Raw genomic sequence first — 21,783 nt, 5'->3', positions numbered from 1 at the left:
CGCCTGCAAGCCGCTCACTCCGCCGTGAGCTTTCGCTCCTTCACCAGCCGGCCCCACTGCTCGTATTCCTTCTTCATGAAGGCCGCGAACTCGGCACGCGTGGTGGGCTGGGGCGTGAGGCCGTGCTTGTTCAGCGCCTCCTTGACGCCGGGGTCATTGAGTACCTTGACGATCTCGGTGTTCCAGCGGTCCAGCATCGGCTTGGGCGTCTTGCCGGGTGCCACGAAGGCATACCAGTTCAGCGCTTCGAAGCCGGGATAGCCGGCTTCGGCCACCGTGGGGATGTCGGGCATGTACGCCGGGCGCGTGAGGCCCGTGGTGGCCAGCGGGATCAGCTTGCCGGCCTCGATGTGGGGCAGGGCCGTGGGCGGCGCGGCGAAGTAGCTGGTCACGCGCTCGCCCAGCAGGTCCTGCAGCGCGGGCGCGCCGCCCTTGTAGGGCACGTGCACCATGTCGATGCCGGCACGCTGGTTGAACAGCTCGCCTGCCAGGTGGGAGGCCGAGCCCGCGCCCGTCGATGCGTAGTCCACCGTGCCCGGGTTCTTCCTGGCCTTGGCCACGAACTCCGCCAGGGTCTTCACGCCCGCGCCCTTGTGCACCACCAGCACGTTGGGAAAGTTCACGCCGCCCGAGATGGGCGCCAGGTCCTTGAAGGGGTCGTAGGGCAGCTTCATCAGGTGCGGCGCAATGGTCAGCGGCCCCACTGAGCCGAACAGCAGCACCGAGCCGTCGGCCGCCGCATTGGCCACCTGCTGGTGGGCGATGTTGCCGCCCGCGCCGCCCTTGTTCTCCACCACCACGCTCTGGCCGATGTTCTCGCCCAGCTTCTTGGCGATCAGGCGCGCGGCCGCATCGGCAGCGCCGCCGGCGGCGAAGCCCACGACCAGGGACACGGGCTTTTTGGGAGGAAAGTCCTGGGCCTGCGCGCTGGCGGCCAGGGTGAGCAGGGAGGCGGCCAGGGCGCTGGCGTGCAGGAAGTTGCGCTTGTTCATCATGGGGTTGTCTCCGTCATTGGCTGGGAATCGGGGCGCATGCGGCTAGTCGGCGCCAAGACCGATGGGGCTGGGCTGGCGCTTTTCGGTGTTGTGGCGCAGCAGGGATGCCGTGCGGAACACGCCGTGCGCGAACTTGCCGTAGGGCAGGGTGGCGAACAGGGCGATCACCGCGCCCAGGTGCAGGCACAGCAGCAGGGCCAGGGCCGGCGTGCCGCGGCCCAGCCACAGCGCCATGCCGCTGGCGGCGACCAGGAACAGCAGGGCGATGAAGCCCAGGTCCATGGGTTTCTGGCGCGCGTCGCCATGCAGCGGGTGGCGCCTGCGGTTCAGGCGCCACAGGCCTGCGGTGCCCAGCATGAGGCTGGTGCCGCCCACGGCGCCCAGCAGCTTGGGCAGGCTGGGGAATTCGTAGGGCGCGGCCCAGCCGAACACGTAGTGGTAGACCGTGGCCAGCGCCGTGGCCGCAAAGCACAGCATGAATCCGTAGAAGGTCAGGTGGTGAAAGCGCCTGCGGCTCAGGGTGTAGGCATCGTCCTCGTTGTGGCAGCCCTCGCCGTGGCCGCCGTCCAGGTATTTGAGGCGCAGCACGTCGTGCGCGGCCTCGGCCGCCGCCGGCGTGCCCACGTCCACGCCGCCGGTGGCGGGCTTGACGTCCTTCCAGAAGCGGCGCACGCCCATGGCCAGCGCCAGCACCACGAACAGGAACACGGGCGCGAAGATGCCCACCAGCAGGTTGTGCGGGAACAGGTTGTAGAAGTTGGCGCCCAGGTCCGCGCCCCACAGCCGGCACAGGCCGCCCTGCAGGGCCACGGCCAGCACCAGGAACAGCGACAGGCCTGCGGCCAGGGCCAGCGACAGCGTGAGCCCGTTCCTCTGGTACAGGCGCCCCAGGGCGGGCGGCCAGGCGTAGTCGGCATAGGTCTGGCCGCGCACCTCGGCCATGGCCTTGGGGATGTTGATGGCGAACTCGTGCGGCGGCGCGTACTGGCAGGCATGCAGGCAGGCGCCGCAGTTGTGGCACAGGTTGGCCAGGTAGTGCACATCGGCCTTGCCGAACTCCAGCCGCCGCGTCATGGCCGGGAAGACCGCGCAAAAGCCTTCGCAGTAGCGGCAGGCGTTGCAGATCTGCAGGGCGCGCGCCACCTCGCCTTCGGCGGCGGTTTCGGTGGAAACCGGCAGGATGGGAATGACCCGGCCGGCGGCCAGGTCCTGGGCTTCTTGTGCCAGGGCGCTAATTGTGTTTTGCATATGTGTCGTCCATGGGGTTGGCTTGCCGCCCGCAGCGCTTGAAGTAGGCCTGCTCCTGACCAGGGACAGCGAGCAAGGGCCGCCCCGCAGCGAGGCTGTCGTCCCCCTTGGGGGATGGCGCGCAGCGACTCAGGGGGGTCTTCATCTCACTGCGCCGCGCACGGCGGGTTGGCCCGCGGCGGCCAGGGCTGCGTTGCGGCCCGCGATGCGGCCGAAGGCCGTGCCGATGGACATGCCCACGCCGGCCGTATAGCCCTTGCCCAGCACGTTGCCGGCCATCATTTCGCCGGCCACGAACAGGTTGGTGCTGGGCTGGCCGGCAAAGCGCACGGCCGCCGTGTCGTCGGTCTCCAGGCCCAGGTAGGTGAAGGTCACGCCGGGGCGCAGCTGGTAGCCGTAGAAGGGCGCCGTGTCGATGGGGCGGGCCCAGTGGGTCTTGGCGGGCGCCAGGCCCTCGGTATGGCAGTCGTCCAGCGCCGTGTGGTCGAAGTGGCCGACGCGGCAGGCGCCGTTGTAGGCATCCAGGGTCTGCATGAAGCGTTCCTCGTCCAAGCCCAGCTTGCGTGCCAGCTCGGGCAGGGAGTCGGCGCGCACGCCCGGGAAGACCGGCGGCATGAAGCGGCCAATGGCCTTGGCGTCGATGACGGACCAGGCGGTCTGGCCCGGCTGCTGGGCCACCAGGCGGCCCCAGATGGCATAGCGCTTGGGCCAGAAGTCCTCGCCCTCGTCGTAGAAGCGCTCGGCCTCGCGGTTGACCACCACGCCCAGCGAGACGCAGTCGATGCGCGTGCAGATGCCGCCGTCGTACAGCGGCGCGCGCGCATCGATGGCCACCATGTGGGCCTGGGTGGGGTCGCCGATGCGGTCGGCGCCATGGTCTTCGAGCAGGTGGCGCAGCAGCACGCCGCGGTTGAAGGCCGTGCCGCGGATCAGGAAGTTGTCGGACGGCCACTCGCCGCGTGCGTTCTGCCCCCAGGCCTCGCGCAGCCACTCGCGGTTGGACTCGAAGCCGCCCGCCGCCAGCACGCAGGTCTTTGCGGTGATGCGCTGCTCGCCCACCCAGGCGGCCTTGAACTCTCCGTCCTCGATCTCCAGCCGGTCCACGGGCGACGCGTAGCGCACCTGCACGCCCAGCCGTTCGGCGCTGCGGTAGTAGGCATTGACCAGGGCCTTGCCGCCGCCCATGAAGAAGGCATTGGTGCGCGCCACATGCAGGGCGCCCGACAGCGGCGGCTGAAAGTGCACGCCGTGGCGGCGCATCCAGTCGCGGCAGGTGGAGGAGGCACGGATCACCATGCGCGCCAGGTGCTCGTTGGTGATGCCGCCCGTGACCTTGAGCAGGTCCTGCCAGAACTCCTCCTCGGGGTAGGCCTCGACCAGCACGTCCTGGGGCGCGTCGTGCATGCAGCGCAGGTTGCGCGTGTGGCCGGAATTGCCGCCGCGCCAGTCGCGCGGCGCCGCCTCCAGCAGCAGCACGCTGCGGCCTGCCTCGCGCGCCATCAGGGCCGCGCACAGGGCGGCATTGCCGCCGCCTATGACCAGGACATCGGGGTCCATGGAGTTCTCCTTGCATTCGCCATCGTGGGGATTGCGAATGTAGGGAGAACGCCGCGCGGCGGGCAGGGGCCCGCCGGCATGGGGGTATCAGTCTTCGTGATGGATGAGGGCCGTGCCAGCCCAGGCACCGCCGCGCAGCAGCTGGCGCACGCAGTCGATCAGCACCACGCGCGCGGCCAGGGCGGCGGGCGACAGCTCATCCTCGGACAGGCTGCACAGCAGGTTGGTGCGCAGGGCATCTTTGTCCGTGATACGCGACCACTCGAAGCGTTGCGCGGCATCGGCATAGCGGCCCATGGAGGCCCAGGGCTGCACCGTGCTGCCCAGGCCTGCATCCACGGCCGCCATGACCATGGACAGCGAGTCCACCTCCAGCACCAGATGCGGCGTGAAGCGCGCCTGCGAGAAGGCCGTGTCCAGCGTGCTGCGCAGGCCGTGCAGGCCCGTGGGCAGGATCAGCGATTCGCCGGCCAGGTCGGCCAGCGCCATCTGCGGCGGCAGCGGCTCGGGGTGGTGGCCGCGCGCGCGGATCAGGAACAGCTCTTCCTCGATCAGCGGATGCACCTGCCAGCGCCGCCCGCCTGCGCGGGCCTGACCGCCGTGCAGGCGGGCGTCGAACAGCACGGCCATGTCCAGCGCGCGCGCATTGAGCATGTCGGTCAGGTGGCCGGACATGCCCTCCACCATGTGCAGGCGCACATCGGGGTAGCGCGCGCGCATGGCCTGCATCATGGGCAGGCCCAGCATGGCCGAGGTGGTGGGCGCCAGGCCCACGCTGACCGAGCCCGACAGCCGCGCCTGCTGCGCGCTGCGCACGGCCTGCTCGGCATGGCGCAGCGTGAGCTGGGCCTCGCGGAAGAAGGCCACGCCTGCCTCGGTGGGCACCACGCCGCGCGGCGTGCGCTGCAGCAGCCGGGTGGACAGCTCGCTTTCCAGGCGGCTGACCTGCTGGCTCAGCGCGGACTGGACCATGTCCAGGTCCAGGGCGGCGCGGCTCATGGAGCCCAGTTCGACGATGCGGACGAAGTAGCGGAGTTGTCTCAGTTCCATGGGGGCGGCGCTCGTGGTGTGCAGCGCCGATTGTCGGTGCAGACCGGGGCTTGGCCTCAGATGCCGCGCGGCAGCAGGGCCGCCAGGGCCTCGCCTATCGAGCGCGCAATCAGCTTCTGGCGCTCGCCGGGCATGCGCTCCAGCGTGGAGGCCACGCTGACGGCGGCCACGGGCTCGCCTTCGGCATTGCGCACCGCCATGCCCACGGCCAGCACGCCGCGCGTGGCGTGGTTGCCGATGACGGACCAGCCGCGCTGGCGCGTGGCCTTCACCAGCAGGGCCATGCGCTCGGGCGTCATGCCGCCGTACTGCTCCAGCACGGGGGCGTTGGCCGCCATCGCAGCCTGCACCTCGGCATCGGGCAGGGCGGCCAGCAGGGCCAGGCCCGCCGCTCCCACGCCCAGCGGCTGGCGCGTGCCCACCTGGATCACCAGGATCTGCACCGGATGCGTGCCCACATGGCGGGCGATGCAGTGCGATGCCGCGCCTTCGCGCACGATGGCAAAGGCCGCGTCCGCGCAGCCCGCGCTCACGCGCTCCAGCACGGGCTGCAGCCGCACGGCCATGTTGGGCTGGCCTGCGCTGGCGGCCGTGGCCGCCAGCCGGTGGCCGGCCGCATAGCCGAAGCGCCCCCTGTGCGCCACATAGCCGCTGTCCACCAGGGTGGACAGCAGGCGGTACACCGTGGCGCGCTCCAGCCCCGTGGCGCGGCACAGGTCAGCGACGCGCAGGCCTTCGCGGCCTGCGGCCAGCACGGCGTCCAGCACCTGCAGGCCACGGCGCAGCGTGCGGCTGCCGGCATCGTCGGCGGAGACTGGAATGTCCGCTGGCCGGACGTTTGGATTGGTGCTGCGCGAAGGCATGGAAAAGAATTTCCCGGTGATTGCAGGCAGGGCAGAAAAGGGCCTGCGTGCAGCGCGCAGTGTGCCGCAGGCCGTCGAAAGCCCACACAGGCAGACATAAGCAGACATAAGCGGACATAAGCAGACATAAACAGACATAAACAGACATCAGAACGATCACCTGGAGACAAGACATGACAACCCCTGCCCGTTTCAATCCGTGGGCGCGCCGGCGCCTGCTGGCCTGTTCCTTCACCTGCGCACTGGCCGGCATGGCCGCCGCGACCGTGGCGTTGGCGCCCGCGCCCGCGTTGGCGCAGCCGGCGTCCTGGCCGGCCCGGCCCGTGCGGCTCGTGGTGGGCTATGCGGCCGGTGGCGCCACCGACGTGATCGCACGCCTGGTGGCCGCCCGGATGGGCGAGCAACTGGGCCAGAGCGTGGTGGTGGACAACCGCACGGGCGCCAACAGCAATGTGGGCGCCGAGGCCGTGGCGCGGGCGCCTGCGGACGGCTACACGCTGTATGTCTACACCATTGCCAACACCATCAATGCCTCGCTCTACCCCCGGCTCGGCTATGACCCGGTCAAGGACTTCGAGCCCATCGGCCTGATCGCCAAGATTCCCAACATCCTCGTGGTCAACCCGCGCCTGCCCATACAGAACGTGGCCGACTATGTGCGCTACGCCCGGCAGAGTGCGCAGGGCATCAGCTTCGCCTCGTCGGGCAGCGGCTCGTCGATCCACCTGTCGGGCGAGATGTTCCGGCAGCTGTCGGGCCTGCGCATGCTGCACGTGCCCTACCGGGGCAGCGCACCGGCCATCACCGACCTGCTGGGCGGGCAGGTGGATTCCATGTTCGACAACGCGCCCTCGGCCCTGCCCCATGTGCAGGCCGGCAAGCTGCGCGCGATCGCCATCACCAGCGCCCGGCGCTCGGCGCTGCTGCCCGATGTGCCCACGCTGGCGGAGTCGGGCTATGCGGGCTTCGACGTGCAGTCGTGGTTCGGCCTGGCCGCCCCTGCGGGCACGCCGCCCGCCGTGATCGAGCGCCTGAACCATGCCCTGAATACCGCCCTGGCCGCACCCGAGCTGCGCCAGCGCCTGGGAGAGATGGCTGCCACGCCCGAGCCCGGCACCCCGGCGCAGATGCGCAGCTTTGCGGCGTCGGAGATCAAGCGCTGGCGCGAGGTGGTCAAGGCCTCGGGCGCCACCGCCCAGTAGTTCGGCACACGTTCGGCACAAGCTCAACACAACCGCCCCACAAGGAGACGACCCCCATGCAACCCATTGATTTTTTCTGGCGCGCGGCCGAACGCTGGCCGCAGCGCATCGCCATCGACGCGCCGGGCGGCTGCATCCGCTATGACGCGCTGGCCCGCAAGGTGGCCGCGCTGGCGGCCGGCCTGCAGGCGCTGGAGCCCGCCGTGCAAAGCCGCGTGGGCATCTGCGCGGGCAACAGCGCAGACCATATCGCCGCCCTTCTGGCGGTGATGGCCAGCGGCAAGGTCTGGGTGCCGCTCAATCCCAAGAGCACGCAGTCCGAGGTGCGCCGCATCATCGATGCCACCGAGCCTTCCATCGTGCTGTGCGATGCGGGCGGCGCTGCACTGGTGCAAGGGGCGCCGGGCATCCACCTGGTGCTGGGCGAGGGCACGGCGGCGCTGGAGCAGGCGCAGATCGGCGCTTTGCCTGTGACACCCGACCTGCCCGCCGATGCCATCCAGGCCATCAAGTTCACGGGCGGCACCACGGGCCTGCCCAAGGGCGTGATGCAGCCCTGCCGCGCCTGGATGGCCGGCATTGCCAACCAGATCCAGGCCTGGGGGTTCGATGAGCATGACCGCTACGTCATGGCCGCGCCCATCACGCATGGCACGTCCACCTACCTGCTGCCCATCCTGGCGCAGGGCGGCTGCCATGTGCTGCTCGACGGTGCGGGTGCCGAGGCCGTGCGCAGCGCCTTTGCCCTGCGCGGCGGCACCGTGTGCTTCATGCCGCCCACCCTGATCTACATGCTGATGGCGCTGCCGGGCGCCAGCCGTGCGGACTTCCCCGGCCTGCGCCGCCTCATCTACGGCGGTGCCGCCATGCCGCCCGAGAAAATCCGCCAGGTGCGCGCCTTCTTCGGCCCCGTGCTGGCCACCACCTATGGCCAGACCGAGGCCCCGCAGATCCTCACGGCCATGCGGCCCGAGGACTTCGAGGACGAAGGCCTGTGGACCTCCGTGGGCCGGGCCACCTGGTTCAGCGACCTGTCCATCATGGCGCCCGACGGCCGCCTGCTGCCCCGGGGCGAGGTGGGCGAGGTCGTGGCGCGCGGCGATCTGCTGATGAGCGGCTACTGGCGCCTGCCCGGCAAGACGGCCGAGACCCTGGTGAACGGTTGGCTGCACACGGGGGACCGGGGCCTGATCGATGCGCAGGGCTACCTGCACCTCAAGGACCGCCTGAAGGACCTGGTCATCACGGGCGGCTTCAACGTCTATCCCGTGGATGTGGAAAACGCCCTGGGCCAGCACCCGGCCGTGCACGAGTGCGTGGTCTTCGGCATCCCCGACGACCATTGGGGCGAGGCCGTGCAGGCCGCCGTGCAATTGCGCGCCGAACTGCGCCCCGACCAGCGGCCGGACGAGGCCGAACTGATCGCCTTCGTGCGCCAGCGCCTGGGCCCCGTGCAGACACCCAAGCGCATCCACTTTCACGCCAGTCTGCCGCGCTCGCCCGTGGGCAAGCTGCTCAAGACGGCCGTGCGCGAGCTTGCGCTGGCGCCCCGTTGATCCCGAACACCATCACAAGGAGACCCTGGCCATGGCCACGCACCAACCCCCCGTCACCCGCCTGTGCACCCACACCCTCACCAGCCTGCATTACCGCGATGCCGACCTGGTCGAGGACCTGATGGGCAAGAAGACCTTCACCGAGGTGATGCTGATGCAGATCCTGGGCCGCACGCCGCGCCCCGTGGACCTGCGCATCGCCGATGTGGTGCTCATCGTGCTCATGGAGCATGGCCTCACGCCCAGCGCCATCGCCACGCGCCTCATCTACATGAGCGCGCCCGAGAACCTGCAGGGCGCCGTCTCGGCCGGCCTGCTGGCCGTGGGCAGCTCCTTCGTGGGCACCATGGAGAACTGCGCCGCGCTGCTCGACCGCATCGTCGCCGCCGCCGACCCCGAGGCCGAGGCCCGCGCCATCGCCCGGCACCACAAGGCGTTGAAAAGCCCTGTGCCCGGCTTTGGCCACCACCTGCACAAGCCCGTGGACCCGCGCGCCTACAAGCTGCTGGACATGGGCCGCGCCGAACCCGAACTGGCGGGCAGCAGAATCCGCGCGCTCGAAATCCTCTCTGCCGCCGTGGACGCCGCGGCGGGCCGGCCCATCACCATCAATGCCACGGGGGCCGTGGCCGCCCTGCTGGGCGAGATCGGCGTGCCCACGGCCGTGATGCGCGGCTTTGCCGTCATCTCGCGGGCGGCCGGGCTGGTGGCGCATGTGGTGGAGGAGCAGCAAAGCCCGTCGGGCCGGTTCATCTGGGAAACGGTGGAGGAAGCCATCCCCTACGCGGGGCATGCAGTTTCCGCGAACGCTGCGTGAAGCAATGACCGATGGACCACCGCGCGCCATGCCGCGAGCATGGAGTCCATGCAACAAACCCATGGATTGTCCAGCGCCCTCGACGGCCTGCGCGTGGTGGACCTGTCCCGCATCCTGGCGGGACCCTGGTGCACCCAGAACCTTGCCGACCTGGGCGCATCGGTGCTCAAGATCGAGCGTCCCGGCACGGGCGACGACACGCGCGCCTGGGGCCCGCCCTTCGTGCAGGCGCCCGGTGGCGAGGCCGTGTCGGCCTACTTCCTGTCCTGCAACCGCGGCAAGCAGTCGGTGGCGCTGGACTTCACCGAGCCGGCCTCGCATGCCTGGCTGCTGCGCCAGATCCGCGATGCCGACGTGCTGGTGGAAAACTACAAGGCCGGCGCGCTGGCGCGCCACGGCCTGGACTACGCGGCGCTGGCCGCGATCAACCCCGGGCTGATCTACCTGTCGATCACGGGCTTCGGCCAGAGCGGCCCGTTTGCGCACAAGCCCGGCTACGACTATGTGTTCCAGGGCCTGGGCGGCCTCATGGGCTACACGGGCGTGGCCGATGGCGAGGAGGGCGCGGGCCCGTTGCGCACGGGCGTGGCCGTGGTGGACCTGATGACGGGCATGTATGCCACCAGCGCCGTGCTGGCGGCCGTGGTGCAGCGCCAGCGCACGGGGCGCGGCCAGCACATCGACCTCGCGCTGCTGGACGTGGCCGTGGCCATGAATGCCAACCAGGCGGCCAACTACCTGGTCAGCGGCGAGAACCCGCGCCGCACGGGCAACGCCCATCCCAATTGCGCGCCCTACGAGGTGTTTGCCTGCGAAGACGGGCATTTCATCCTGGCCATCGGCAATGACGGGCAGTTCGCCGCCCTGTGCTCCGTGCTGGGCACGGACTGGCACCTGGACGCGCGCTTTGCCACCAATGCCGCGCGCCTGACCGGCATGGCGCAGCTGCGCCCGCTGCTGCGCGCGGCGCTGGGCCGCTGGCCGCTGCAGGCCCTGACCGATGCGCTGGACACCGCCCAGGTGCCCTGGGGCTGCATCAACACCATGGAGCAGGTCTTCGCCCATCCGCAGGTCCGGCACCGCCAGATGCTGCAGACGGTGGAGCACCCGCAGCTGGGCACGCTGAAGCTGGTGCGCAACCCCATGGTGCCGGCTGGCAGCGGCGCCCAGGTGCCGCCGCCGCCGGTGCTCGGTACGGCGCCGCAGGACCTCTGAATCCCTAGACATCGACAAGCCAAGAAGGAGACAAGGATGACGAAACGCATGAAAGCACTGAAGGCCGCCGTGGCAGCCGCCGCGCTGGCGGGGATGCCGCTGGCATATGCAGCAGGGGCAGCGGGGGCGGCAGGGGCAGGAAGCTATCCCGAGCGGCCCGTACGCCTGGTCGTGCCCTATGCGGTGGGCGGCGCCACCGATGTGATCGCGCGCGTGGCGGCCCGCTATCTGGGCGAGACGCTGGGCCAGCCCGTGGTGGTGGAAAACCGCCCCGGCGCGGGCGGCAGCACGGGCTCGGCCTATGCGGCCAAGCAGCCGGCCGACGGCTACACCCTGGTGATGATGGTGGAGAGCTCGCATGCCGTGAACCCCAACGTCTACGCCAAGCCCGCGTATGACCCGGTGAAGGACTTCACCCCCATCACCAACATCGCCAATGTGCCGGGCGTGATGGTGGTCAGCGCAGGCTCGGCCTACAAGAGCGCCAAGGATGTGAGCGACGCGGCGCGCGCCGCGCCGGGCAAACTCAACTACGGCTCCTCGGGCAATGGCGGGCTCAGCCACCTGAGCGGTGCGCTGTTCGGCAGCACCACGGGCACCACCCTCACCCATGTGCCCTACAAGGGCCTGGGGCCGGCGCTCAACGACCTGATGGCGGGGCAGCTCGATGTGGTGTTCGACAACATGCCGTCCTCGGGCGCGCTGATCGCGGGCGGCCAGCTGCGTGCCCTGGCCGTGTCCAGCCCCGTGCGCCTGCCGGCCCTGCCCGGCGTGCCCACCTATGCCGAGGCCGGGCTCAAGCCCATGAACGACATGTCCTGGTATGGCCTGGGCGCGCCTGCCAGGCTCGATCCCGCCATTCTTGCCAGGCTCAGCGAAGCCATGCGCAAGACCTTGCAAAAGCCCGAGCTGATCAAGACCATAGAGCAGCAGGGCGCCGTCGTGGACTTCCAGGAGCCTGCGCAGTTCAGGCAGACGGTGGAGCGCTCCAACCGCGCCTGGTCCCAGCTGATCCGCGACATCGGATTCGAGAAACTTTGAGGAGATCTGCCGTGCATGCACAAGTGACCTTTCCCACCCCGCAGACCGCCGTGCTCACCATCACCGGCGGCGGGCCACTGAACATCCTGGGCACGCCCGTGATCCGCGCGCTGACCGCGCAATTGGCCGAGCTGGCCGAGCGCCCCGATCTGCACTGCCTAGTGCTGCGCGGATCGGGCACGCGCGCCTTCGTGGCAGGGGCCGACATCCGCGAGATGGCGTCGCTCAACGCCGCCTCGGCACGCGCCTTCATCAGCGGGCTGCGCGACCTGTGCAACGCGGTGCGGCATTTCCCCGTGCCGGTAATCGCCCGGTTGCAGGGCCATACGCTGGGCGGCGGGCTGGAGCTGGCCATGGCGGCCGACCTGCGCATTGCGGCCGATGATGCCGTGGTGGGCATGCCCGAGGTCAAGGTCGGCATTCCCTCGGTGATCCACGCGGCCATGATGCCGGCGCAGATCGGTGGCACGCGCGCCAGCTGGCTGCTGCTCACGGGCGAGAACATCGGCGCCCTGCAGGCCGAGCGCTGGGGCCTGCTCAACGAATGCGTGCCCGGCGACCAGCTCGATGCGCGCATCGCGCAAATTGCCGAGGGGCTGGGCGGGATCGGCATCGAGGCACTGCGCCAGCAAAAGCGCCTGCTGCGCCGCTGGGAGGGCATGGGCGTGGACTCGGCCATCACCGACAGCGTGGCCGAGTTCGGCGCGGCCTTCAACACGGGCGAGCCGCAGCACCACATGAATGCCTTCCTGGAACGCAAGCAGGCCAAGGCCCAGCCCCAGCCCTGAACCTAGGCCTTGTCGGCCAGCCCTTTCAGAAAGCTGCGCAGCCGCTGCGCGGTGGGCGTCAGCGGCCGTTCGCTGGAGCGCACCAGCTGCAGCGGGCGCCGTGCCCAGGTTTCCTCCAGCGGCAGGCAGGCCACCGCATGCGCGGTGCCGAGCCTGCGGTAGATGCTGTGCGGAATGATGGCCAGGCCCACGCCCTGCGAGACCAGCCGCACGATGGAGGTGAAATCGTCCACGTGGATGCGGCAGCGCAGCGGCCGGCCATGGCGCTTGGCCAGTTCGCGCAGAAAGGCGTAGTTGCTGCTGGTCAGCGCCATGCCCACGAAGGCATGGGCCAGGGTGTCGAAGAAGCGGCAGGAAGGGCCTTCGCCGTCGTCTTGCCTCTCGCCCGGCTGGGGCACCAGCGGATGGCCGGGCGGGGCGATCACCACCAGGCGGTCCAGCGCAAAGGTCTCGCAGGCCACGGCGCCCGCCATGGGCTCGCCCGCGTAGACGCCCAGGTCGGCCTCGCCCTCGGCCACGCTGGCGGCAATCGTCTCGCTGGTCTGCTCGACCAGGGTCAGGTTCACCTCGGGGAAGGCGGTCAGGAACTCGCCGATGTGCGGGCCGATGAAGCCGTGCAGCGAGGAGCTGTTGGCCGCCAGCGTTGCCTTGCCCTGCAGGCTGCTGCCCAGCAGGGCGGCCTCGGCCTCCATGCCGTCGATGGCGGCGAACACGCCGCGCGCATGCTCGAGCATGGCGTGGCCTTCCTCGGTCAGCCGCATGCCCTTGTGCTCGCGCGTGAACAGCTGGCAGCCCAGGGCCTGCTCCAGGTTGCGCAGGCGCTGGCTGGCGGCCGAGGGCGTCAGGTGCCGCGCCTGGCTGGCACGCGAGAGATTGCCGGCCTGGGCGATGGCCATGAACAGCTTGAGATCGGTCAGGTCGTAGCGCATGCGGGCGTTTCCTAGGGGGCAGGAGGGCCATTATTCCTGCTGGCGCAGGGCTGCAAAGCCCGTGGCGCGCAGCCTTTGAAGGGCGCGGGGATAATCGCTGCCATGACTAAACACCGCGTCGTGGTGGGCCTGTCGGGCGGTGTGGACTCCGCTGTCACGGCCCATCTCCTCAAGCAACAGGGCCATGAAGTGGTCGGCATCTTCATGAAGAACTGGGAAGATGACGACGACAGCGAATACTGCTCGTCCAATGTCGATTTTGTCGATGCCGCCGCCGTGGCCGACGTGGTCGGCATCGAGATCGAGCATGTGAACTTCGCCTCCGAGTACAAGGACCGCGTCTTCGCCGAGTTCCTGCGCGAGTACCAGGCCGGCCGCACGCCCAACCCCGATGTGCTGTGCAATGCCGAGATCAAGTTCAAGGCCTTCCTGGACCACGCCATGCGCCTGGGCGCCGAGAAGATCGCCACGGGCCACTACGCCCGCGTGCGCCAGAACCCCGACACGCAGCTGTTCGAGCTGCTCAAGGGGCTGGACCCGGCCAAGGACCAGAGCTACTTCCTGCACCGCCTCAACCAGGCCCAGCTGTCCAGGTCCATGTTCCCCGTGGGCGAGCTGAAGAAGACCGAGGTGCGCCGCATTGCCGAGGAGATCGGCCTGCCCAACGCGAAGAAGAAGGACTCCACGGGCATCTGCTTCATCGGAGAGCGGCCGTTCCGCGACTTCCTGAACCGCTACATCAGCAAGGAGCCCGGCAACATCCTCGACGACCGCAACCGCAAGCTGGGCAAGCATGTGGGCCTGTCGTTCTACACGCTGGGCCAGCGCTCGGGCCTGGGCATCGGCGGCGTCAAGGAAAAGGGCGCGCCGCGCGGTGGCGGCGACCATGAGCCCTGGTTCGTGGCGCGCAAGGAGCTGGACACCAACACGCTGCGCGTGGTGCAGGGCCATGACCACCCCTGGCTGCTGTCGCAGTCGCTGCTGGCCGACCAGGTCAGCTGGGTGGCCGGCCATGCGCCCGCCGAGGGCAAGGCCTACGGCTCCAAGACGCGCTACCGCCAGCCCGACTCGCCGGCCCTGATCTCGGGCGCCACGCCCGAGGGCTTCCGGCTGGATTTTCCCGAGCCGCAATGGGCCGTCACGCCCGGCCAGTCGGCCGTGCTCTACGACGGCGACGTGTGCCTGGGCGGCGGCATCATCGCGGCGGTGGATCCGCACTGATGCGGCATTGATGCCGGGCAGGATTCGGCCCGGCGCGTTTTGCTATCGTCACGGGGGGCGGCACAACCGCCCCTTTTTCTTTTTCCTTTTGTTCTTCACGACAGCACCACAGGAGACCCCATGGCTTCATCGATTCTTGCGCGCCGGCATTTTCTGGGAGCGGCCCTGGGCGCCGTGGCCACGGCCGGATGCAACGGCGAGGTGTCCTGGGGCGATCCCATCGATCCGCCCGTGACGGACCGCGTCAAGCGTGCGCTCGATCAACTCGATGGCCAGGTGCGCGCGCAGATGCGGCGCACGGGCGTGCCCGGCGTGGCCGTGGCCGTGGTGCATGAGGGGCGCCTGGTCTATGCCCAGGGCATGGGCGTGCGCCGTCTGGGCTCGTCGCTGGCCGTGGATGCGGACACGGTGTTCCAGCTCGCCTCGGTCTCCAAGTCCGTGGGCGCCACCGTGGTGGCGCAGCAGGTGGGTCAGCGCCGCGTGTCCTGGGACACGCGCGTGCAGCAGGGCCTGCCCTGGTGGACGCTGGAGGACGCCGACGCGGCCCAGCGCATCACCGTGGGCGACATGTATGCCCACCGCTCGGGCCTGCCCGGCCAGGCCGGCGATGCGCTGGAGGAGCTGGGCTACAGCCAGCGCCAGATCCTGGAGCGCCTGCGCTACCTGCCGCTGCGGCCCGTGGGCACCCAGTACGCCTACAGCAACTTCGGCCTGACCACGGGCGCCGAGGCCGTGGCCGCCATCGCGGGCCAGTCCTGGGCCGCGCTGTCGCAGCAGGCCGTCTACGGCCCGCTGGGCATGACGCAGACCAGTTCGCTGTTTGCCGATTTCGAGGCGCGCGCCAACCGCGCGGCCGGCCATTTGCGCGTCAACGGCGTGTGGCAGACGGGGCCGGTGCGCCGGCCCGATGCGCAGTCGGCCGCGGGCGGCGTCAGCTCCACGGTGCGCGACATGGCGCGCTGGATGACCATGCTGCTGGACGAGGGCCGCTTCGAGGGCCGCCAGGTGGTCGATGCGCAGGCGCTGCGCACGGCGCTGTCGCCGCAGATGCTGCAGTCGCCGGCCGGCAACGGCGAGCCTGCGCGCTACTACGGCTTCGGCTTCAACGTGGGCGTGTCCGAGGCGGGGCGCACCACCTACAGCCACTCGGGTGCCTTCGGCACGGGCAGCGCGACCAGCTTCACCGTCATGCCCGAGCTCAAGCTGGGCATCGTGGTGCTGACCAACGGCATGCCCATCGGCGTGCCCGAGATCGTGGTCTCGCAGTTCCTGGACCAGGTCGAATGGGGCCGCCAGCGCCAGGACTGGGAGAGCATCTGGACCAAGCGGCTGGCACCCATCATGCAGCCGCATGGCGAGCTGGTAGGCAAGACCCGGCCCCCTTTCCCCCGACCGCCCCGGCCGCTGGGCGCCTATGTGGGCAGCTACGCCAACCGCTTCTACGGGCCGGCCCAGGTCAGCCTGCAGACGGGTGGCGGGGGGCTGCAGGTCAGCCTGGGTTCGCAGCGCATGCTGCTCAGCCACTGGGATGGCGAGGTCTTCAGCTTCGTGCCCGAGGGCGATTCGCCGGGCAGCCTGTCCAAGGCCACGTTCGACGGCAACCAGCTCACGCTGGAGTATTTCGACGATGTGCTGACGCCGGCCGGCGTCAGTGCGGGGATAGGGCGCTTTTCGCGCTGAGGGTGGCCTGCTCCGTGCCGTCGTGCAGGTGATCGCCGGGCACGGGCAGCCAGGCGGCCAGCACGGTGGCGCCGGGTTCTGAATCCATGTCCAGATGGCCGCCCAGGCGCTGCAGGCGCGCCTGCATGCTGCGCAGGCCCACGCCCATGCCGGCCTGCTGCACGGCGGCCACGTCAAAGCCTGCGCCGTCGTCGGTGATGCGCAGCATCAGCCAATGCGGCTCGGGCCACTGCAGCTGCACCTGCACGCACTGGGCGCGGCTGTGCTTGATCACATTGGCCAGCGCCTCCTCCAGCACGCGCGTCAGCGCCAGGCACTGCAGCGCACCGGGCGGCTGCGGCCAGGCGGCCGGCACCTGCCAGTCGGACTGCATGTCCAGCGCGTCGAACAGGCTGGCAAAGCGGTGGCGCAGCGGCGCGATCCAGGCCTGGGGCGTGTCCGGCACGGTGACGGAGACGCTGGTGCCGCTGTCGATCATCTGGCGCAGGTCGTCGCGCAGCAGCTTGAGCACGGACAGGAACTGGCGGTTGTGCATGGGGCCGCCCGCCTGCTCCACCATGGCGATGGAGCGCACCAGGGAGCCGCCCAGGCTGTCGTGCAGGTCGTGCGCCAGCTGCATCCGTTCCTGCAGCCGCGAGTGGCTGAGCGCCAGCGCATGCTCGCGCGCCAGCGTGCCGCCGAGCTCGTCGCAGGCACGCGCCACGCTGTCGGTCAGCTCCTGGTTGAACTGTTCGATGCGGCGCATGCTGAGCACGAACTGCCGGCCCAGCACCATGGACAGGGCCAGCATGGTCAGCGGCGCGGTGTAGGGCATCCAGGGCGTGGCGGGGCCAATCACTTTCTTGAGCGCCAGCATGTCGTGCAGGCCCGCGCACAGGAAGACCAGCAGGCAGGCCGCGTAGACCAGGTGGCCCGGCTCGCGCGTGCGCCAGGCGTGCAGCGGAAAGTGCAGCGACACGGCCACGCAGATGCCGAAGTACACCAGGCCGATGTGCAGCACGCCGTCCACCAGCGACCAGGGCGCGAAGATGGCGGCGGCCATGCCGGCCAGCGTCAGCGCCCACAGCAGCTTTTCCAGCCGGGGCAGGTGCAGCCTGCCGAAGCGCCAGGTGAACAGGCAAAAGCTCTGGCTGAACAGCAAAAAGACCAGCAAATTGCCGCGTGCCACGGCCAGGGTGTCGGGGAAGGGCCAGGCCTCGGTGGCCAGGATATTGGCCAGGAACAGCGCCCAGCAGAAGGCATTGAGCGCGTACCAGCCAAAGGCCTTGCTGGCGAGCCGCTGCAGCCAGGCAAAGGCGAACAGCACGCCCAGCACCAGCGAGACCACGATGTTCATGGCAAACAGCGTGCGCTGGTTCCACCAGGTCTGCTCGTGCCACTGGCGCAGCGCCTCGGGCTCGCCCAGGCGCACCTCGCCCAGGCCCGGCGTCTGCTCGGCCAAGCCGTGCACGCGTATCCACACGCTGTTGGTGCCCGCATGCAGGGCGGATTCGGGCAGCAGCCAAAAGCGCGGCATGTTCCAGCTGCGCGACAGGGGCTCGACCAGGTGCCGGTCGCGCCACAGCAGGTCGCCGTTCACGAAGACCTCGCCGGCCATGACCATGGAGTGCAGGGCCAGCGCCACGGGATCGGCGGCGGCGGCAGCGGTGGCAGAAGCGGCAGCGGGGTGAGGGCAGCCGCGCTGCCAGTCGATGCGGTACCAGGCGGCGCCGCTGTAGCCGGGCCAGCGGTCAAGCCAGTGGTCGGGCAGGGTCACGTTGTGCCAGTCGCGTACCGCGCTGGCGATGGGCGGCGGTCCCTGGCCTGCGGCCTTGGCGGACTGGATGGACAGGATCTGTGGCAGGCAGGCCTGGGCCAAGGCGCAGGTACTGCACAGGAGAAACGCAAGGCCCAGGGCGAGGCCTAGGGCCTGGCCCAGGGCGAGGCGCCGCACCGGGCCGAACCACCGGCGCCACCCGCCCATGGCCGTCAGCCCAGCAATCCGCGCACGCGTGCCGTGTTGACGGCGCGCGTGCGCGAGGACACGGCCAGCTTGCGGTAGATGTGCTTGATGTGGCATTCCACCGTGTAGCGCGACAGGTGCAGCTGCTCGGCGATCTCGCGGTTGGTCAGGCCGTCGGCCACCAGGCGCAGGATCTGGCTTTCGCGCGCGCTCAGCGTGGACTCGGTGCCGCTGCTCTCCGGCGTGGCGGGTGCCGCGCCCTGCAGCTCGGCGATCACGCGGCGCGCGATGAAGGGGTCGATGGGCGCGCCGCCGCGCAGCACGCTGCGGATGGACAGCGACACTTCCAGGTCGTCGCGCTCCTTGAGCACATAGCCGGTGGCGCCTGCGCGCAGCGCCGCGAGGATGGCGTCCTCCGTGCTCCAGGCCGAGATCACCAGGATGCCCACGGCCGGGTCTGCGCTGCGCATCTCGGCGATCAGGTCGATGCCGCTGCCGTCGGGCAGGCCCAGGTCCACCAGGGCCAGGGCCACGGGCTCGGCCAGGCAGGCGCGGGCCTGGGCCAGGGAGCCGGCGAACAGCAGGGCATCGGGCGTGTAGCCCAGCTGGCCCAGCACGGACTGCAGCCGCTGGCGGATCAGCGGCTCGTCCTCCACCACCAGCACCGGGGCCGGAAGCGTGGACTCTGGGACAAGCAGGTGGGCGGGCATGGAAAAGGCGTGCGCAGCGGCGGGCGTAAAAAGGGGCAGGATGGCCGCCCGACTGTGGGCGAAGCCCGCATCTTTGCATATCCCTGAAAACTGGTAATCGCGGGGGCGCGCGCCGCTGCTCCGTCCATAATTCCGGCCCGGGCCGCACGGGCGGACCCTGGCAACGACACCTACCGAAAGGACGCCGCCGCATGGCACGCGTACGTGACCCTGCTGGCTACGATGGCCAGCGTGAAATGATCCTCTCCCACGCCGCCCAGCTGTTCGCGCAGCGCGGCTATGCGGGCACCTCCATGAACGAGGTGGCTGCGGCCTGCGGCGTCTCCAAGGCCACGCTCTACCACTATGTGATCGACAAGCACGACCTGGCCGTGCGCATTGCCGAAGAGCATGTGCTGCGCCTCGAAGCCCTGGTCAACGACACCCTGCAGGCCCATGCCGATCCCGAGCAGCGCCTGCATGCACTGATCCGCGGCTTCGGCCAGGAGTACGCCCAGGCCCAGAATGCCCACCGCGTGCTGACCGAGGACGTGCGTTTCCTGCGCGAGGAAGACCAGCAGCGCATCCTGGACGTGGAGCGCCGCGTGGTCGCCGCCTTTGCGCAGACCATTGCCCAGGTGCGCGGCGAGCCCGCCGACAGCGCCCTGGGCAAGCCCCTGGCCATGCTGCTGTTCGGCATGATCAACTGGACCTTCACTTGGCTCAAGCCGGGCGGCACGCTGGACCATGACGCCATAGGCACCATGGTGTCCCAGCTGTTCTTCGGCGGCGTGCGCGCGGTCAGCGTGCCTGACGGCAAGAAGCCGCGCAAGGCCCGCCAGGCCTAGGCTCGGCCCGGTCCCTCACCACCTGCGCTGCACGACCACGAAGCGGTCGGCCACGAAGGCCAGCGTGGTGTAGCTGGCATTGGCCGCGGGATTGCCGCCCGTGGCATGGAAGTCCGAGAAGCCTGCCGACTGGTTGACCATCACGCCCTGCGTGAGGTTGATGGACAGGGCCACGCGCGAGCGCAGCGCCGAGGCCGCCACGGCATCGACAAAGGCCGCATCCGTGGAGTACAGGCCCAGGGTCATCGCGCCATGCGCGCGCACGCTGCGCTCGGCCAGCTCGCGCGCGGCCTGGGCCGAGGGCACGGCCACCAGGTAGGAGACCGGGCCGAAGCATTCGCGCTCGTAGATGGCAGCGTCCGCCACGTCCAGCGCACGCAGCGCGGGCGTGCGCACCTCGGCCTGCGGGTACTCGGGATGGGTGAGCTTTTGCGAGGCGCGCACGGCGCGGCCCACGGTGGCCGCCTGTTCCACGCGCTCCACGGTCTGCGCAGAGCCTATGGCGCCCAGCACGGTGAAGGCCACCTTGGGATCGGCCAGCAACTGGTCGATGGCGGCGGCCAGATCGGCGCCGACCTGCTCGAAGCTCTTGTGGCCCTGGTCAGTCTCTATGCCGCCGGCCGGAATCAGCAGGTTCTGCGTGGTGGTGCACATCTGGCCGCTGTACAGCGACAGTGACAGGGCCAGATTGCGCAGCATGCCTGCGTAGTCATCGGTGGACTCGATCACCACCAGGTTCACGCCGGCCATCTCGGCGTACAGGCGTGCCTGCGGCGCGTTGGACTGCAGCCACTGGCCGAAGGCATTGCCGCCGGTGAAGTCGATGGAGGCCACGGCCGCATGCGTGGCCAGGGCCTGGGTCAATTCGGGCTTGTCGCTCACGGCCAGGGTCACGAGGTTGGGGTCCAGGCCCTGCTCGGTCAGCACATCGCGCAGCACGCTCACGGTGAGAGCGGCCGGCAGCACGGCGTTGGGGTGGGGCTTGACGATCACGGGGTTGCCCGTGGCCAGCGCGGCGAACAGGCCCGGGTAGGTGTTCCAGGTCGGGAAGGTGGCGCAGCCGATGACCAGGGCCACGCCACGCCCCACGATCTCGAAGCGCTTGTGCAGCACGGCGGGCGCATGCTTGCCCTGGGGCTTTTCCCAGACGGCCTCGGCAGGCACGTCGGCCATGGCCTTCCAGGCCACGGCAATGGCTTCCAGGGCGCGGTCCTGCGCATGGGGGCCGCCGGCCTGGAAGGCCATCATCGCGCCCTGGCCCGTGGTCAGCATCACCGCATGCGCGATCTCGAAGCTGCGCTGGTGGATGCGCGTCAGCGCCTCCAGCAGCACGCCGGTGCGGCCCTGGGGTCCCAGCGCCTGCCACGCAGGCTCGGCCGCCTGGGCCGCGTCCACCAGCGCCTGGGCATCGCACTCGGGGTAGCGGATGTCCAGGGCCACGCCATAGGGCGATTGCTCGGTGGCCACGCGGGCGAGTTCACCGGGCTGCTGCAGCGGATAGTCCTTGCCGAACAGCGCCTGCACGGCGGCATGGCCCTGGGCCTGGGCAGTCTCGCCATACACCTTGGGCGAGGGCGCCTCGGGGAAGGGCGACCAGTGGCCCCGGCGGGACAGGGCCTGCAGGGCGTCGTCGAGCAGGGGGCGGTGGCGTTCGTAGAGGGCGTGGGCGGGCATGGGATGTCTCCTGGGTTGGAATGTGGCGTCGCTATCAGGGTTAGTACCGGACAACAAGCCTTGTTGCTCAAGAAAGCTGCATCTTATAATCCTACCGTCCGGTCGGTCAATTATTCTGAACCCCTTGCCTCACGACGCCAGAACCCCGATGAACAAAGACCTGCGCCCCGCCCCCGGCGACCTCGACGCCATCGAAACCGCCAGCCGCGACGAGATCGCCTCGCTGCAGCTGCTGCGCCTGCGCTGGTCGCTGCAGCATGCCTACGACAACGTGCCGCACTACCGCCGCGCCTTCGACGAGAAGGGCGTGCATCCGTCCGACCTGCGCACGCTGTCCGACCTGGCCCGCTTTCCCTTCACCACCAAGAAGGACCTGCGCGAGAACTACCCGTTCGGCATGTTCGCCGTGCCGCGCCAGAAGGTGGCGCGCGTGCATGCCTCCTCGGGCACCACGGGCAAGCCCACGGT

18 protein-coding genes and 1 pseudogene are annotated in these 21,783 nt (G+C 69.9%); 10 read left to right on the top strand and 9 right to left on the bottom strand.

Translation table 11 applies throughout. The features are described from left to right. Nucleotides 1-14 precede the first annotated feature (14 nt). The 5 genes from ACM14_RS19845 to ACM14_RS19825 form a co-directional block, all read right to left on the bottom strand. Nucleotides 15-995: a tripartite tricarboxylate transporter substrate binding protein gene (locus ACM14_RS19845; RefSeq protein WP_175403288.1), complete on the bottom strand. Its 981-nt coding sequence runs from the start codon at nucleotides 993-995 to the stop codon at nucleotides 15-17. A gap of 42 nt (nucleotides 996-1,037) precedes the next feature. Further along, entirely contained in the window at nucleotides 1,038-2,243 is a 1,206-nt protein-coding gene (gene tcuB, locus ACM14_RS19840) for a tricarballylate utilization 4Fe-4S protein TcuB (RefSeq protein ID WP_065347097.1), read from the bottom strand. 141 nt (nucleotides 2,244-2,384) lie between these two features. Then, nucleotides 2,385-3,800, bottom strand: a complete 1,416-nt coding sequence (gene tcuA, locus ACM14_RS19835) for an FAD-dependent tricarballylate dehydrogenase TcuA (protein WP_065347096.1) — start codon at nucleotides 3,798-3,800, stop codon at nucleotides 2,385-2,387. Between the two features lie 87 nt (nucleotides 3,801-3,887). Further along, nucleotides 3,888-4,850, bottom strand: a complete 963-nt coding sequence (locus tag ACM14_RS19830; protein ID WP_012202727.1) for a LysR substrate-binding domain-containing protein — start codon at nucleotides 4,848-4,850, stop codon at nucleotides 3,888-3,890. Between the two features lie 56 nt (nucleotides 4,851-4,906). Beyond that, complete coding sequence (locus ACM14_RS19825) at nucleotides 4,907-5,713, bottom strand: IclR family transcriptional regulator (RefSeq protein ID WP_013804645.1); 807 nt, start codon at nucleotides 5,711-5,713, stop codon at nucleotides 4,907-4,909. 173 nt (nucleotides 5,714-5,886) lie between these two features. On the opposite strand from ACM14_RS19825, the gene ACM14_RS19820 reads away from it, so the two are divergent. From ACM14_RS19820 to ACM14_RS19795, 6 genes are read left to right on the top strand one after another with little or no spacing between them, the layout of a single operon-like run. Beyond that, nucleotides 5,887-6,915: a tripartite tricarboxylate transporter substrate binding protein gene (locus tag ACM14_RS19820; RefSeq protein WP_065347095.1), complete on the top strand. Its 1,029-nt coding sequence runs from the start codon at nucleotides 5,887-5,889 to the stop codon at nucleotides 6,913-6,915. 56 nt (nucleotides 6,916-6,971) lie between these two features. Further along, nucleotides 6,972-8,471: a class I adenylate-forming enzyme family protein gene (locus ACM14_RS19815; RefSeq protein WP_065347094.1), complete on the top strand. Its 1,500-nt coding sequence runs from the start codon at nucleotides 6,972-6,974 to the stop codon at nucleotides 8,469-8,471. Nucleotides 8,472-8,502: 31 nt separating this feature from the next. Further along, complete coding sequence (locus ACM14_RS19810) at nucleotides 8,503-9,288, top strand: citryl-CoA lyase (RefSeq protein WP_065347120.1); 786 nt, start codon at nucleotides 8,503-8,505, stop codon at nucleotides 9,286-9,288. 48 nt (nucleotides 9,289-9,336) lie between these two features. Beyond that, complete coding sequence (locus ACM14_RS19805) at nucleotides 9,337-10,503, top strand: CaiB/BaiF CoA-transferase family protein (protein ID WP_175403287.1); 1,167 nt, start codon at nucleotides 9,337-9,339, stop codon at nucleotides 10,501-10,503. A gap of 36 nt (nucleotides 10,504-10,539) precedes the next feature. After that, nucleotides 10,540-11,544 carry a tripartite tricarboxylate transporter substrate binding protein gene (locus tag ACM14_RS19800; protein ID WP_065347093.1) on the top strand — a complete coding sequence of 335 codons (1,005 nt, stop codon included), beginning with the start codon at nucleotides 10,540-10,542 and terminating at the stop codon, nucleotides 11,542-11,544. Nucleotides 11,545-11,555: 11 nt separating this feature from the next. Further along, nucleotides 11,556-12,332 (top strand): enoyl-CoA hydratase, encoded by a 777-nt coding sequence (locus ACM14_RS19795; RefSeq protein ID WP_065347092.1) that lies wholly within the window; start codon nucleotides 11,556-11,558, stop codon nucleotides 12,330-12,332. 2 nt (nucleotides 12,333-12,334) lie between these two features. Here the strand turns inward: ACM14_RS19795 and ACM14_RS19790 are convergent, their stop codons facing one another. Beyond that, nucleotides 12,335-13,261 (bottom strand): LysR substrate-binding domain-containing protein, encoded by a 927-nt coding sequence (locus ACM14_RS19790; protein ID WP_065347091.1) that lies wholly within the window; start codon nucleotides 13,259-13,261, stop codon nucleotides 12,335-12,337. A gap of 102 nt (nucleotides 13,262-13,363) precedes the next feature. Between ACM14_RS19790 and mnmA the strand changes: the two genes are divergently transcribed. After that, complete coding sequence (gene mnmA / locus ACM14_RS19785; RefSeq protein WP_065347090.1) at nucleotides 13,364-14,482, top strand: tRNA 2-thiouridine(34) synthase MnmA; 1,119 nt, start codon at nucleotides 13,364-13,366, stop codon at nucleotides 14,480-14,482. 120 nt (nucleotides 14,483-14,602) lie between these two features. After that, nucleotides 14,603-16,162, top strand: a complete 1,560-nt coding sequence (locus tag ACM14_RS19780; RefSeq protein WP_065347089.1) for a serine hydrolase — start codon at nucleotides 14,603-14,605, stop codon at nucleotides 16,160-16,162. Here the strand turns inward: ACM14_RS19780 and ACM14_RS19775 are convergent. After that, on the bottom strand, nucleotides 16,131-18,125 hold the full coding sequence (locus ACM14_RS19775) for an ATP-binding protein (RefSeq protein WP_065347088.1): 1,995 nt from the start codon (nucleotides 18,123-18,125) through the stop codon (nucleotides 16,131-16,133). The two genes, ACM14_RS19780 and ACM14_RS19775, sit on opposite strands and share 32 nt — an antisense overlap. 5 nt (nucleotides 18,126-18,130) lie before the next feature. After that, nucleotides 18,131-18,814 carry a response regulator transcription factor gene (locus ACM14_RS19770; RefSeq protein ID WP_013804635.1) on the bottom strand — a complete coding sequence of 228 codons (684 nt, stop codon included), beginning with the start codon at nucleotides 18,812-18,814 and terminating at the stop codon, nucleotides 18,131-18,133. Between the two features lie 191 nt (nucleotides 18,815-19,005). Between ACM14_RS19770 and ACM14_RS19765 the strand changes: the two genes are divergently transcribed. After that, nucleotides 19,006-19,641: a TetR/AcrR family transcriptional regulator gene (locus tag ACM14_RS19765; protein WP_034389704.1), complete on the top strand. Its 636-nt coding sequence runs from the start codon at nucleotides 19,006-19,008 to the stop codon at nucleotides 19,639-19,641. 15 nt (nucleotides 19,642-19,656) lie between these two features. Here the strand turns inward: ACM14_RS19765 and paaN are convergent, their stop codons facing one another. Further along, a complete protein-coding gene (gene paaN / locus ACM14_RS19760; protein ID WP_065347087.1) occupies nucleotides 19,657-21,315 on the bottom strand; it encodes a phenylacetic acid degradation protein PaaN in 1,659 nt (552 codons plus the stop codon). 148 nt (nucleotides 21,316-21,463) lie between these two features. Here paaN and ACM14_RS19755 point away from each other — a divergent pair. Then, nucleotides 21,464-21,783: pseudogene (locus tag ACM14_RS19755) on the top strand (phenylacetate--CoA ligase); the annotation flags it as partial.

Source organism: Delftia sp. JD2, from assembly GCF_001682645.1.
In the GTDB taxonomy this organism is placed as follows: domain Bacteria; phylum Pseudomonadota; class Gammaproteobacteria; order Burkholderiales; family Burkholderiaceae_C; genus Comamonas; species Comamonas acidovorans.
The sequence above is the reverse complement of the archived record's forward strand: the minus strand, read 5'-3'. Positions and strand labels throughout refer to the sequence as shown.